Annotated in this window: 10 protein-coding genes; 1 reads left to right on the forward strand and 9 read right to left on the reverse strand. The window is 74.3% G+C overall.

The window, feature by feature from the left end; genetic code table 11:
- Window positions 1-60: 60 nt before the first annotated feature.
- The 7 genes from pyk to trpC form a co-directional block, all read right to left on the reverse strand.
- Window positions 61-1,482: a pyruvate kinase gene (pyk, locus tag F1641_RS18325; protein ID WP_194907913.1), complete on the reverse strand. Its 1,422-nt coding sequence runs from the start codon at window positions 1,480-1,482 to the stop codon at window positions 61-63.
- A gap of 117 nt (window positions 1,483-1,599) precedes the next feature.
- A complete protein-coding gene (locus F1641_RS18330; RefSeq protein ID WP_194907915.1) occupies window positions 1,600-3,081 on the reverse strand; it encodes a glutamate synthase subunit beta in 1,482 nt (493 codons plus the stop codon).
- Window positions 3,074-7,708, reverse strand: coding sequence for a glutamate synthase large subunit (gene gltB, locus F1641_RS18335; protein ID WP_194907917.1), 4,635 nt, complete (start codon window positions 7,706-7,708; stop codon window positions 3,074-3,076). Before gltB ends, F1641_RS18330 begins: the two co-directional genes overlap by 8 nt.
- A 200-nt stretch (window positions 7,709-7,908) precedes the next feature.
- The gene (gene lgt / locus F1641_RS18340; RefSeq protein WP_194907919.1) at window positions 7,909-8,874 is read right to left on the reverse strand and encodes a prolipoprotein diacylglyceryl transferase; all 966 of its coding nucleotides are present in this window, start codon (window positions 8,872-8,874) and stop codon (window positions 7,909-7,911) included.
- On the reverse strand, window positions 8,871-9,707 hold the full coding sequence (trpA, locus tag F1641_RS18345) for a tryptophan synthase subunit alpha (protein ID WP_309225706.1): 837 nt from the start codon (window positions 9,705-9,707) through the stop codon (window positions 8,871-8,873). Before trpA ends, lgt begins: the two co-directional genes overlap by 4 nt.
- Complete coding sequence (gene trpB / locus F1641_RS18350) at window positions 9,704-10,987, reverse strand: tryptophan synthase subunit beta (protein WP_194907921.1); 1,284 nt, start codon at window positions 10,985-10,987, stop codon at window positions 9,704-9,706. The genes trpA and trpB overlap by 4 nt, the downstream gene beginning before the upstream one ends.
- Window positions 10,984-11,820: an indole-3-glycerol phosphate synthase TrpC gene (gene trpC / locus F1641_RS18355; RefSeq protein ID WP_194907922.1), complete on the reverse strand. Its 837-nt coding sequence runs from the start codon at window positions 11,818-11,820 to the stop codon at window positions 10,984-10,986. Before trpC ends, trpB begins: the two co-directional genes overlap by 4 nt.
- Before the next feature lie 138 nt (window positions 11,821-11,958).
- On the opposite strand from trpC, the gene F1641_RS18360 reads away from it, so the two are divergent.
- Window positions 11,959-12,552 (forward strand): DUF4190 domain-containing protein, encoded by a 594-nt coding sequence (locus tag F1641_RS18360; protein WP_194907923.1) that lies wholly within the window; start codon window positions 11,959-11,961, stop codon window positions 12,550-12,552.
- A 78-nt stretch (window positions 12,553-12,630) separates the two neighbouring features.
- Here the strand turns inward: F1641_RS18360 and F1641_RS18365 are convergent, their stop codons facing one another.
- Together F1641_RS18365 and F1641_RS18370 are read right to left on the reverse strand one after the other, a co-directional pair.
- Window positions 12,631-12,921, reverse strand: a complete 291-nt coding sequence (locus tag F1641_RS18365) for an HGxxPAAW family protein (RefSeq protein ID WP_194907924.1) — start codon at window positions 12,919-12,921, stop codon at window positions 12,631-12,633.
- 58 nt (window positions 12,922-12,979) lie between these two features.
- On the reverse strand, window positions 12,980-13,645 hold the full coding sequence (locus F1641_RS18370; RefSeq protein WP_194907925.1) for a Trp biosynthesis-associated membrane protein: 666 nt from the start codon (window positions 13,643-13,645) through the stop codon (window positions 12,980-12,982).
- Between the last annotated feature and the right edge of the window lie 20 nt (window positions 13,646-13,665).

Here is a 13,665-nt window from a genome sequence, read left to right on the forward strand (position 1 = left end):
CCCGGGACGACGTCGTCGTCCCGGGCCCTCCTGCGTCAGCGCCCCCTCAGGGGTGCCGGCTCACTCGTTCTTGGCGTCGCCCACGCGGTGCACGCGCACCGCGTTGGTCGAACCGACCTTGCCGGGGGGCGAGCCGGCGCAGATGACGACGACGGAGCCCTCCGGGACGCGGTCGATGTCGAGCAGGGCCTTGTCGACCTGAGCGACCATGTCGTCCGTCGTCTCGACGAAGGGCACCAGGAACGGCTCGGTGCCCCAGGTCAGCGCGAGCTGGTTGCGCGTGGCGGCGTCGGGGGTGAAGGCCAGCGCGGGGATCGGCGAGCGCAGGCGCGCCATGCGCCGGGCCGAGTCACCGGAGACGGTGAAGGTGACCAGCTGGCTGGCGCCGATGTTCTCGGCGATGGCGCGGGCGGCCCACGTCACCGCGCCGGGCTGGGTGTGCGGGGTGGTGCCGAGCGGACGGATCCGGTCGAGCGCCTCCTTCTCGGTGTTGGCGATGATGCGGGCCATCGTCTGGACCGTCTCGATCGCGAACTCGCCGACGCTCGTCTCACCGGAGAGCATCAGCGCGTCGGCGCCGTCGAGGACGGCGTTCGCGACGTCGCTGGCCTCGGCGCGCGTGGGGCGCGGGGCGCTGATCATCGACTCGAGCATCTGCGTCGCCACGATGACCGGCTTGGCGTTGCGGCGGCACATCTCGACGGCGCGCTTCTGGACGATCGGCACCTGCTCCAGCGGGAGCTCGACGCCGAGGTCGCCGCGGGCGACCATGACGCCGTCGAACGCGGCGACGATGCCCTCGAGGTCCTCGACGGCCTGGGGCTTCTCGACCTTGGCGATGACGGGGCGGCGCACGCCGACCTCGTCCATGATCGCGTGGACGTCGACGATGTCGGCGCCGGTGCGCACGAAGGACAGCGCGATGAAGTCGACGCCGGTCTTCAGGGCCCAGCGCAGGTCGTCGGCGTCCTTGTCGGACAGGGCCGGGACGCTGACGGCGACGCCGGGCAGGTTGATGCCCTTGTTGTTCGAGACCGGGCCGGGGACCGTGACGCGGGTGCGGACGCGGGGGCCGTCGACGGAGATGACCTCGAGGCCCACGCGACCGTCGTCGATCAGCAGCGGGTCGCCCGGGGAGACGTCACCGGCGAGGCCCTTGTACGTGGTGGAGCAGATGTCCTTGGTGCCCGGCACGTCCTCGGTGGTGATGGTGAACTCGTCACCCACCGCGAGCTGGTGCGGGCCGGCCACGAAGCGGCCGAGGCGGATCTTGGGGCCCTGCAGGTCGGCCAGGATGGCGACCGCGTGGCCAGCGGCGTCGCTCGCCTTGCGGACCAGGTTGTAGCGGCGCAGGTGGTCGGCCTGGTCGCCGTGGGACATGTTGAGGCGGGCCACGTCCATCCCGGCCTCGATCACGGCGGCCATGCGCTCCGGGGTGTCCAGAGCGGGCCCCAGCGTGCAGACGATCTTCGCTCGGCGCATGGGCCCCAGACTAGGCCCGCCCGCCGCGCCCCCGACTGGCGGGGGCGGGGCGGGCGGGCTAGGGGTGTGAGCGTTCACACGCCGTTCACCGGCGCGGACCGGTGAGAGGTGCCGGGGTCAGACCACCAGCGGCCGGGCGTGGGGGGTCACCGGCGAGGGCAGCGTGCTGGGCCGGCCGGTGAGGTGCTCGTCGACGGCGGCGGCCGCAGCGCGCCCCTCGGCGATCGCCCACACGATCAGGCTCGCCCCGCGGCCGGCGTCGCCGACCACGAAGGTGCCCGGGCGGCTGGTCTCCCAGCGCTCGTCGCGCACGATGGCGCCGTCGCGCCCGACCTCGAGGCCCAGCTGCTCGACCATCGGCATCTTCTGGACGCCCGAGAAGCCCAGGGCCAGCAGCACCAGCTGCGCGGGCAGCTCGCGCTCGGAGCCCTCGACCACCGTGTAGCTGCGGTCGGGGTGGCGGACCACCTCGACCATGCGCAGCGCCTTGACGCCGCCCTCGCCGTCGTCGACCAGCTCGGTGGTCGAGGCGGTGTAGACGCGCTCGCCGCCCTCCTCGTGCGCGGAGGAGGTGCGGAAGACCAGCGGGTACGTCGGCCAGGGCTGGTTGCCGGTGCGGTCGGGCGGGGGCGTCGGGCCGATGGCCAGCTGCGTCACCGAGCGCGGGTTCTGCCGCAGCACGGTGCCGAGGCAGTCGGCGCCGGTGTCGCCGGCGCCGATGATGACGACGTCCTTGCCCTCGGCGCTGACGCGCTTCTCCTCGGGCACCCACGAGGGCACCGGGAGTCCGAGGGCCTCCTTGTTGCCCTGCGGCAGGTACTCCATCGCCTGCAGGACGCCCCGCAGGTCGCGGCCGGGGACGTCGAGCTCGCGCGGCTGCAGCGCGCCGACGGCCAGCACGACGGCGTCGTACCGGTCGGCCAGGCGGGCGGCGTCGACGTCCACGCCCACGTCGACGGTGGTGCGGAAGCGGGTGCCCTCGGCCTGCATCTGCTGGACGCGGCGGTCGATGTGCCGCTTCTCCATCTTGTACTCGGGCACGCCGTAGCGCATGAGACCGCCCAGGGCGTCGTCGCGCTCGTAGACGGCGACGGTGTGACCGGCGCGCGTCAGCTGCTGCGCAGCGGCCAGGCCCGCGGGGCCCGAGCCGATGACGGCGACCGTCTTGCCCGTGAGCCGCTCCGGGGGCAGCGGCTGCACCCAGTCGTTCTCCCAGGCGCGGTCGATGATCGACTCCTCGACCAGCTTGATGGTCACGGCGTCCTGGTTGATGCCCAGCACGCAGGCGCTCTCGCAGGGGGCCGGGCACAGCTTGCCGGTGAACTCCGGGAAGTTGTTGGTGGCGTGCAGCTGCTCGATCGCCTCGCGGAAGTCACCGCGGCGGGTGAGGTCGTTCCACTCGGGGATGAGGTTGCCCAGCGGGCAGCCGTTGTGGCAGAAGGGCACGCCGCAGTCCATGCAGCGACCGGCCTGCTCGCGCAGGACGGCGCCGTCGACCTGCTGGTACACCTCGTGCCAGTCGCGGATGCGGACCGGCACGGGGCGCCGGGGCGCGTTCTGCCGGGTCGGGACGGTGAGGAACCCTCGGGGGTCAGCCACGGACGGCCTCCATGATCTGCAGCCAGACGCCTTCGCCGTCGGGGTCGTTCCCCTCGGCGGCCGCCTGCTCGCGCAGGGCGGTGACGCGTGCGAAGTCGCGCGGGACGAGCGCGGTGAAGCGCTCCAGGGCGTTCTCGCCCTCGGACAGGAGCGCGGCGGCGACGGCGGAGCCGGTCTCCTCCGCGTGGCGGGCGAGCAGCGAGGTGAGCAGCTCGGCCTCGGCGGAGCCCGGCGCGACCGGGCTCGAGACCAGCTCGCCGCTGCGCACGGCGGCGCCGTTCAGCTTCTCGGGCTGGAGGTCGAGCACGAACGCCCGGCCGCCGGACATGCCGGCACCCAGGTTGCGGCCGGTCTCGCCCAGCACGACGACGGTGCCGCCGGTCATGTACTCGCAGGCGTGGTCGCCCGTGCCCTCGACGACGATCGAGGCGCCGGAGTTGCGGACGGCGAACCGCTCCCCCACCCGGCCGGAGAGGAAGACCTCGCCGGAGGTGGCGCCGTAGCCGACGGTGTTGCCGGCCACCACGTTGTCGGCGGCGTCGCGGAAGAACGGCGCGCTCTCGTGGGGGCGGACCACCACGCGGCCGCCGGACAGGCCCTTGCCGACGTAGTCGTTCGCGTCGCCGACCAGGCGCAGGGTGACCCCCGCGGGCAGGAAGGCGCCGAACGACTGGCCCGCGGAGCCGACCAGCGTCAGGTCGATGGTGCCGTCGGGGGCGCCGTCGGGACCGAAGCGCTTGGTCACCTCGTGGCCGAGCATCGTGCCGACGGTGCGGTTGACGTTGCGGACGGCGAAGGTGGCGGACACCTGCTCGCCGCTGTCGAGCGCCGCCCGCGAGGCCGCGACCAGCTGGTGGTCCAGGGCCTTCTCCAGCCCGTGGTCCTGCGACACCGACTGGCGGCGCGAGGCGCCCTCGGGGACCTCGACGTCGGCCAGGACCGGCGAGAGGTCGAGGCCGGAGGCCTTCCAGTGGTCGACGGCGCGGCGCACGTCGAGCGAGCCGACCTGGCCGACGGCCTCGTCGAGGCTGCGGAACCCGAGCGCGGCGAGGTGCTCGCGCACCTCCTCGGCCAGGTACTCGAAGAACGTGACCACGAACTCCGGCTTGCCGGTGAAGCGCTCGCGCAGCACGGGGTTCTGCGTGGCGACGCCGACGGGGCAGGTGTCGAGCTGGCAGACGCGCATCATGATGCAGCCGCTGACCACCAGGGGGGCGGTGGAGAAGCCGTACTCCTCAGCACCCAGCAGCGCGGCCACGACGACGTCGCGCCCGGTCTTCAGGGCGCCGTCGACCTGGACGCTGACCCTGTCGCGCAGGCCGTTGAGCAGCAGCGTCTGCTGGGTCTCGGCCAGGCCGAGCTCCCAGGGGGCGCCGGCGTGCTTCAGCGACGTCAGCGGGGCTGCGCCCGTGCCGCCGTCGTGGCCGGAGACCAGGACGACGTCGGAGTGCGCCTTGGCGACGCCGGCCGCGACCGTGCCCACGCCGACCTCGGAGACCAGCTTGGTGTGGATCCTCGCCGCCGGGTTGGCGTTCTTCAGGTCGTGGATCAGCTGGGCGAGGTCCTCGATGGAGTAGATGTCGTGGTGCGGCGGCGGGGAGATCAGGCCGACGCCGGGCGTCGCGTGACGCGTCTTCGCGATGTTCGGGTAGACCTTCGGGCCGGGCAGCTGGCCGCCCTCGCCGGGCTTGGCGCCCTGCGCCATCTTGATCTGCAGGTCGGTCGCGTGGGTCAGGTAGGCGCTGGTGACGCCGAACCGGCCCGAGGCGATCTGCTTGATCGCACTGCGGCGCTCCGGGTCGAGCAGGCGCTCGACGTCCTCGCCGCCCTCACCGGTGTTCGACTTGGCGCCGAGCCGGTTCATGGCGACCGCGAGGGTCTCGTGGGCCTCCGCGGAGATGGAGCCGTAGCTCATCGCCCCCGTGGAGAAGCGCTTGACGATCTCGCTGACCGGCTCGACCTCGTCGATCGGCACGGGCTGGCGGCCGGTGGCCGCGGCGTCCTTGAAGGCGAACAGGCCGCGCAGCGTCATGAGGCGCTCGGACTGCTCGTCGACGCGCGAGGTGTACTGCTGGAACACGTCGTAGCGGCGCGCGCGGGTGGAGTGCTGCAGGCGGAAGACCGTCTCCGGGTCGAACAGGTGCGGCTCGCCCTCGCGCTTCCACTGGTACTCACCGCCCACGTCGAGGCGGCGGTGCGCGGGGGCGGCGCCCTCGACCGGGTAGGCGCGGGCGTGGCGGGCCGCGACCTCGGCGGCGATGACGTCGAGCCCGACGCCGCCCAGCTGGGAGGTGGTGCCGGTGAACCAGCGGTCGACCAGCTCCTGGCTCAGGCCGATGGCCTCGAAGACCTGCGCGCCGCGGTAGGAGGCGACGGTGGAGATGCCCATCTTGGACATCACCTTGAGCACGCCCTTGCCGAGCGCGTAGATGAGCTTGCGCACCGCCTGCTGGGGGTCGGAGCCCTCGAGCAGCCCGTGGCGGCACAGGTCCTCGACGGTCTCCATGGCCAGGTACGGGTTGATGCACGCGGCGCCGAAGCCGATGAGCAGCGCGACGTGGTGGACCTCGCGGACGTCACCGGCCTCGACGACCAGGCCGACCTGCGTGCGGGTCTTCTCGCGCAGCAGGTGGTGGTGCACCGCGCTGGTCAGCAGCAGCGAGGGGATCGGCGCCCACACGGCGTCGCCGTCGCGGTCGGACAGCAGCACGAAGCGCGCGCCGCCGTCGATCGCGGCGGAGACCTCGGCGCAGATCTCGAGCAGGCGGCGCTCGAGCTCCTCGCCGCCGCCGGCCACGCGGTACAGGCCGCGCACGCGGACGGTGGCGAAGCCGGTGCCCTCGCCGTCAGCGTCGAGGTGGGTGATCTTGGCCAGCTCGTCGTTGTCGATGACGGGGAACGGCAGGCGCAGCTGGCGGCAGTGCTCCGCCGACGCGGTGAGCGCGTTGTGCTCGGGGCCCATCTCGACGCCGAGGCTCGTGACGACCTCCTCGCGGATGGCGTCGAGCGGCGGGTTGGTGACCTGCGCGAAGAGCTGGTTGAAGTAGTCGAAGAGCAGGCGCGGCCGCTCGGACAGCACCGCGATGGGCGTGTCCGTGCCCATGGAGCCCACGGGCTCGGCGCCGTTGGCGGCCATCGGCGCCAGGATGAGCCGCAGCTCCTCCTCGGTGTAGCCGAAGGCCTGCTGGCGGCGGGTCACCGAGGCGTGGGTGTGCAGGACGTGCTCGCGCTCGGGGAGGTCCTCGAGCTTGAGGATCCCGGCCTCGACCCACTCCTGGTACGGGTGCTCGGCGGCGAGCTGCCCCTTCACCTCGTCGTCGGGGATGATCCGGCCCGGCTCGTCGGCGGAGCCGGTGTCGATGAGGAGCATGCGGCCCGGCTGGAGGCGGCCCTTGCTGACCACGCGCTCGGGGGCGATGTCGAGCACGCCCACCTCGCTGGCGAGGACGACGAGGCCGTCCTCGGTGACCCAGTACCGCGAGGGGCGCAGGCCGTTGCGGTCGAGGACGGCGCCGATGAGGCGGCCGTCGGTGAACGTCACGGCGGCGGGGCCGTCCCACGCCTCCATGAAGCTGGCGTGGAACGCGTAGAACGCGCGGCGCGCCTCGTCCATCTCGGCGTGGTTCTCCCACGCCTCGGGGATCATCATCAGGACGGAGTGGGGCAGGGACCGGCCCGTGAGGTGCAGCAGCTCGAGGACCTCGTCGAAGGAGGCCGAGTCGCTCGCGCCCGGGGTGCAGATCGGGAACAGGCGGGACAGGTCGCCGTCGATCAGGTCGGTGGCGAGCTGGGACTCGCGGGCGCGCATCCAGTTGCGGTTGCCGCGCACGGTGTTGATCTCGCCGTTGTGCGCGATGTACCGGAAGGGGTGCGCCAGCGGCCAGCTCGGGAAGGTGTTGGTGGAGAAGCGCGAGTGCACGATCGCCAGCTGCGTGGCGATGCGGTGGTCGGACAGGTCGGGGAAGAACGGCTCCAGCTGCCCGGTGGTGAGCATGCCCTTGTAGACGAGCGTGCGGCTGGACAGGGAGGCGAAGTAGACGTCGAGCTCGCGCTCGGCGCGCTTGCGCAGCACGAAGGCGAGGCGGTCGAGCTCGAGGCCCTCGACGCCCTCGCGCATGCCCGCGCCGGTCACCACGAGGTGGCGGAAGCGCGGCATGCAGGAGCGGGCGGTGTGGCCGACCAGGGACGAGGTGACCGGGACCTCGCGCCAGCCGAGGACGCGCAGGCCCTCCTCCGCGGCGGTGGCCGCGATCTCGGCCTTGGCGACGGCCTCCTCCTCGTCGTCGTCGGGCAGGAAGCCCAGGCCGACGGCGTACTGGCCGGGGGCGGGCAGCTCGCCCAGCCCGGCCTCCTGCCAGGTCGCGCGCAGGAAGGCGTCAGGGACCTGCATGAGGATGCCGGCACCGTCACCGCTGTCGACCTCGGCGCCGACGGCGCCGCGGTGGTCGAGGTTGCGCAGGGCCGTCAGGGCCTGCTGCACCACCTCGTGGGTGGGGCCGGAGTGCAGGTGCGCCACGAAGGCGACGCCGCAGGCGTCCTTCTCGGCGGAGGGGTCGTAGAGGCCCTGCGCCTCGGGCTGCGCCGAGAAGCGGGCCAGGGCGCGGGAGGTGCGCTGGTCGGGGGCCATGGGGACCGTCCTCGGGGCTGGCCGGCGGGTGACCTCGCCGGGGGTAGTCGTCGGGGCTGGCGGTGTTGGTGGAGCGCTCTCTGGACTGCGGGGGTGGAGATCGTCGTCGACTGCAGGTGGAGCGGGGACGGCGCTGGCCCGGCACGCAGCAGCGACGATAGCACCGCGGACGCGGTGCACCGTCTCCGTGGTCGAGAGTGCTATCTCACATCGCGAGACGCTGCGTCCCGCTCACCGGACTCCTCGGCAGGGGCCGCCGCGGGGGTGACCGCGGTCTCGTCGTCGGCGCCACCAGCGGCGCCGTCCGAGGCGGCGCCCTCGGCGGCGGGGGTGCGGCCGGGCACGAGCACCGACTCCTCGACCCCGGGGTGGCGGCGGGCGCTCACCACGAAGGCGACCAGCGCGGCCAGACCCACCACCAGGCAGGTCCAGATGTTGAGGCGCAGCCCCAGCACCTGCTCGGCCGGGTCGATGCGCAGCGCCTCGATCCACACGCGGCCCAGGCAGTAGACGACGACGTAGGCCAGGAAGACCCGGCCGCGCCCGAGGCGGAAGCGGCGCTGGGCCCAGATCAGCAGGACGGCGGCGCCGACGTTCCAGAGGGCCTCGTAGAGGAACGTCGGGTGGTAGGTGGCGACGTCCTCGAAGCCCGGCTCGCGGTGGGCGGGGTCGATCTCGAGCGCCCAGGGCAGCGTGGTCGGGCGGCCGTACAGCTCCTGGTTGAACCAGTTGCCGAACCTGCCGACCGCCTGGGCCAGCAGCAGACCGGGGGCGAGGGCGTCGGCGTAGGAGGAGAAGCGCGCGCCGACGGCGCGGCACCCGAGCCAGGCGCCCACGGCACCGAGGGCGACGGCGCCCCAGATGCCCAGGCCGCCGTTCCAGATGTACAGGGCGGCGACGGGGTTGCCGCCCTCCCCGAAGTACGCCTCCGGGGAGGAGACCACGTGGTAGAGCCGGCCGCCGACGATGCCGAAGGGCACGGCCCACAGCGCGATGTCGCTGACCTGGCCCGGGAGACCACCGCGGGCGCGCCACCGGCGGTCGGTGAGCCACACCGCGAGGGCGATGCCCGCGAGGATGCAGAAGGCGTACGCGCGCAGCGGCACCGGGCCCAGGTGCCAGACGGACTCCGCCGGGCTCGGGATGTACGCCAGCACGCCGGTCACCGCGAGGGGCTCGCGACGCCGGCGGCGAGGTCGCGGACGACGGCCTCGAGCCCCGCGGTGCCGCCGTCGGACAGGGCGCGCACGAGCGCCGAGCCCACAATGACGCCGTCGGCGTAGCCGGCGACCTCGGAGGCCTGGGCAGCGGTCGACACGCCCAGGCCGACGCAGACGCGCTCGGCGCCGGCGGCCCGGGTCGCCTGGACCAGGCCCGCGGCGGCGGAGCCGACCGAGGACCGGGTGCCGGTGACGCCCATGGTGGACGCGGCGTAGGTCCAGCCGCGGCAGGCCGCTGCCGTGGAGGCGAGGCGCGCCGGCGTCGAGGACGGCGCGACGAGGAAGACGCGCTCCAGCCCGTGCTCGTCGGAGGCGTCGATCCACTCCCCCGCCTCGTCGGGCACGAGGTCGGGGGTGATGAGGCCGGCGCCGCCGGCCGAGGCCAGGTCGCGGGCGAAGGCGGCGGGGCCGTAGCGCAGCACCGGCGCCCAGTAGCTCATGACCAGCACGGGGGCCCGCTCGCCCTCGGGAGCCGAGGCCAGCTGCTCGACGGACTCGAGCACGTTGCGGATGCGGGTGCCGCCGCGCAGCGCCGTCTCGGCGGCGGCCTGGATGACCGGGCCGTCCATGACGGGGTCGGAGTAGGGCAGCCCGAGCTCGATGACGTCGAGGCCCGCGGCCACCGACGCGCGCAGGGCGTCGACGCAGGCCCGCTGGTCGGGGAAGCCGGCGGGCAGGTACCCCACCAGGGCGGCGCGGCCCTCGGCGCGCGCGGCGTCGACGGCCGAGGCGCTGCTCAGCCGACCGGTGGCCGCCGTGCTGCTCGTGGGCGTGCTCACCAGCCGGACCCCTCGGTCTCGGCGACGGGGGCGCTGACGCGCTCCGCCTCGGAGGCGACCAGGTCGGCGTCGCTGACCAGGCCGAACCACCGGGCGGCGGTGTCGACGTCCTTGTCGCCGCGTCCCGACAGGTTCACGAGCACGACGCCGTCGGGGCCGAGCTCGCGCCCGACCCGCAGGGCACCGGCGAGCGCGTGGGCGCTCTCGATGGCCGGGATGATCCCCTCGGTGCGGCAGAGGAGGCCGAACGCCTCCATCGCCTCGGCGTCGGTCACCGGCCGGTACTCGGCGCGGCCGGTCGAGGCCAGGAAGGCGTGCTCCGGCCCCACACCGGGGTAGTCCAGGCCCGCGGAGATGGAGTGCGAGTCGAGGGTCTGGCCGTCGTCGTCCTGCAGGACCATCGAGCGGGCGCCGTGCAGCACGCCGGACACCCCGCCGGTGATGGACGCGGCGTGGCGGCCCGTCTCGACGCCGTCACCGGCGGCCTCGAGGCCGAGCAGGCGGACGCCCTCGTCCTCGATGAAGGCGTGGAAGATGCCGATGGCGTTGGAGCCGCCGCCGACGCAGGCCGCGACGACGTCGGGCAGGCGCCCCACGCGCTCGAGCACCTGGGCGCGGGCCTCCACGCCGATCGTGCGGTGGAAGTCGCGCACCATCGCGGGGAACGGGTGCGGGCCGGCGACGGTGCCCAGCACGTAGTGGGTGTCGTCGACGTGGGCGACCCAGTCGCGGAAGGCCTCGTTCAGGGCGTCCTTCAGGGTGGCGGTGCCGGTCGAGACCGGGACCACCTCGGCGCCGAGCAGGCGCATCCGGGCGACGTTGAGCGCCTGGCGCTCGGTGTCGACCTTCCCCATGTAGACGACGCACTCGAGGCCCATGAGGGCGGCGGCGGTGGCCGTGGCGACGCCGTGCTGGCCGGCGCCGGTCTCGGCGATGACGCGCGTCTTGCCCATGCGCTTGGTGAGCAGCGCCTGGCCGAGCACGTTGTTGATCTTGTGCGAGCCCGTGTGGTTCAGGTCCTCGCGCTTGAGCAGCACGCGGGCGCCGCCCGCGTGCTCGGCGAAGCGCGGCGCCTCCGTGAGGATGCTCGGCCGGCCGGTGTACTCGCGCTGCAGGCGCTCGAGCTCGGCGGCGAAGGCCGGGTCGGCCGCGGCGCGGGTGTACTCGGCGTCGAGCTCGTCGAGGGCGGCGATGAGCGCCTCGGGCACGAAGCGCCCGCCGAACTCGCCGAAGTACGGGCCCCGGGCGCCGAAGCGCTCGAAGACCGGCTGCGCGGTCACGGCTTGGCGCTGCGCGAGACCGCGCGCAGCGACGGGTGGGAGCCGGCGGCGACCAGGTCGGCCACCGCGGTGCGCGGGTCGCGCCCGGTGACCAGGGCCTCACCGACGAGGACGGCGTCAGCGCCGGCCCGGGCGTGCTCGACGACGTCGTGGGCGGAGCGGACGCCGGACTCGGCGACCCTCACCACCGCGTCGGGGATGCGGTGCGCGCAGCGCGCGAAGGTGGCGGTGTCGACCTCGAGGGTCTTGAGGCTGCGCGCGTTGACGCCGATGAGCTGGGCCCCGGCGGCGACGGCGCGGTCGACCTCGTCCTCGTCGTGGGCCTCGACCAGGGCGGTCATGCCCAGGGAGTGCACCCGCTCGACCAGGGAGACCAGGGCCTCCTGCTCGAGGGCGGCCACGATGAGGAGCACCAGGTCGGCGCCGGCCGCGCGGGCCTCCCACACCTGGTAGCTGGAGACGACGAAGTCCTTGCGGAGGACCGGGACGTCGACGGCGGCGCGGACGGCGCGCAGGTCGTCGAGGCTGCCGCCGAAGCGGCGCTGCTCGGTGAGCACGCTGATGACGGACGCGCCGCCCGCCTCGTACTCGCGGGCGAGGGCGGCCGGGTCCTCGATGGCGGCCAGGGCGCCCTTGCTGGGGCTGCTCCGCTTGACCTCGGCGATGACGGTCACCTGGCCGCGCTCGTCACCACCGGGCCGCAGCGCCTCCAGGGCGTTGCGCGCCGACGGCGCCCTGCGGGCCGCCTCCTTCACCTCGTCGAGGGAGGTGGCGGCCTGGCGCTCGGCGAGGTCCTCCCGGACCCCGACGAGGATGTCCTCGAGAACGCTCACGGGGGCCAGGGTAGACGCAGCCGGTGACGCACCCGTCCGGGTCGTCTCGACGGGCGGTTCCGCGGGTGATCAGTAGCGTTGACGGGCAGGAAGACCAGCGCACCGCCCGCCGGGCGGGCCAGCCACCAGGAGGCCCCCATGAGCACGCAGGACCCCTACGGTTCGTCCGACCCGTCGCGCGAGCAGCGCACCGGCTCCTCCCCCGTCGGCGGCTCGGACTCGTCGCAGTACGGCTCCTCCTACGGCCAGCCGCAGGGCCAGCCCCACGACGCGCCCCGCGACGGGCAGTACGGGCAGCAGCCCCAGCAGTACGGACAGCCGCAGGGCCAGCAGCCGCAGCAGTACGGCCAGGGCTACCCCGCCCAGGGCGGCTACGACGGGCGACCGGCCCCCAAGAACGCCCTGGGCATCGCCGCCCTCGTGCTGGGCGTCCTGGCGCTCCTCACCGGCTTCTTCATCATCGGCGGCCTCTTCGGCCTCGTGGCGATCGTGCTGGGCATCATTGGCTCGCGCCGGGCCAAGCGCGGCCTGGCCACCAACCGGGGCATGGCCATCACCGGGATCATCCTCGGGGTCATCGGGGTGCTGCTGACCGTCGCCGTCCTGGCCTTCGGCGCCTTCGTCGGCACCCAGGTGCAGGACTGCACCCAGCTCGCCCAGCAGGGCGCCTCGGAGGAGCAGATCCAGCAGTGCGTCGCCGACCAGCTCGGCGTGGACACCTCCGCGAACTGAGGTCCCGGGGCTCGACCCCGTGACGCGCGAGGGCCCGGTGACCAGGCGGTCACCGGGCCCTCGTGCGTCGAGGCCGGATCAGCGGACCGGCGTCGGCTTGCCATGCTGGTCGGGGTGCTGCTTCTGCCCCTTGCCCTTCTTGCCCAGGAGGTAGCCGGCCGGCAGGCCCAGCAGCATCACCACGATGCCGACCCAGAAGCCCGGGACGAAGGCGAAGACCATGGCCACCGAGGCGATGAGGGAGCCCAGCAGGCCCAGGCCCGCGCCGGTCCACCCCGCGACGGAGTGGCCGTGGCTGATGTGGCCCTCGACCTCGTGCTCGCGCGCCTTCACGGCGTCCTGGTAGCTCGGGCTGCCGTTCTGGCTCATCTCGCTCCTCGCGGGGTGCTGCTGGGTCCGGCGCTGCCGGCCACCGGGGGTCTCGGGGTCATTCTGCCGGGCGGCGGTGCTCGGCGTCGGTCGGCACCTCGGCGGGTCGGTCGGCGGGTCGGTCGGCGGGCTCGTCGAGGGTGGGGTCGACGCCCTGGCTGAGGTCGTCCCACAGGCCCGCCCGGCTCGGTGCCGCCGGGCGCGAGGGCCGTGCCGCGGCGACGTCGGGCGCGGCGCTCGGGGCCTCGAAGCGGGCCGAGGTGGCCCACGCGCGGCCGGACACCAGCGCGACGACGCCGACGAGGACCACCCCGGCGGTCGGCAGGAGCGCCAGCAGCGGCCAGGTGGTCACCCGGGCGCCCTCGACCTCCGGAACCCCGGTGGCCGCCCGCGCCGCCGCCCGGGCCGCGGTGACCGGGTCGGCCACGAGCGCCGCCACGGACGCGGCAGCGCCCAGCGCGACCAGCACGAGGAGCACCGCCGCCACCGCGCGCCCCACGCCCTTGAGGGTCGAGAGCGCCACCGCGCCGGCAAGGGCGACGAGCCCGAGGGCCGGGACCACCGCCGTGGCCGTCGAGCCCGCGACCGGCAGGTCGGACCCCGTGCCGCCCGGCCCGGCCGGCAGGGAGGCGACCACCCACGGCTGCGTCGTGGAGGCGAGCAGCAGCCCGCCGCAGGCGATCCCGAGCAGGACGACGACGGCGCGGCGCCGCCAGCGGGCCACCGGTCGGCGCCCGGGCCGAC

This window comes from Quadrisphaera sp. INWT6 (genome assembly GCF_015390235.1).
Taxonomy (GTDB): domain Bacteria; phylum Actinomycetota; class Actinomycetes; order Actinomycetales; family Quadrisphaeraceae; genus Quadrisphaera.

Coding starts and splice junctions, on each gene's coding strand:
- pyk (WP_194907913.1), bottom strand. CDS start 1,482: ATGCGCCGAGCGAAGATCGTCTGCACGCTGGGGCCCGCTCTGGACACC.
- gltB (WP_194907917.1), bottom strand. CDS start 7,708: ATGGCCCCCGACCAGCGCACCTCCCGCGCCCTGGCCCGCTTCTCGGCG.
- F1641_RS18360 (WP_194907923.1), top strand. CDS start 11,959: ATGAGCACGCAGGACCCCTACGGTTCGTCCGACCCGTCGCGCGAGCAG.
- F1641_RS18365 (WP_194907924.1), bottom strand. CDS start 12,921: ATGAGCCAGAACGGCAGCCCGAGCTACCAGGACGCCGTGAAGGCGCGC.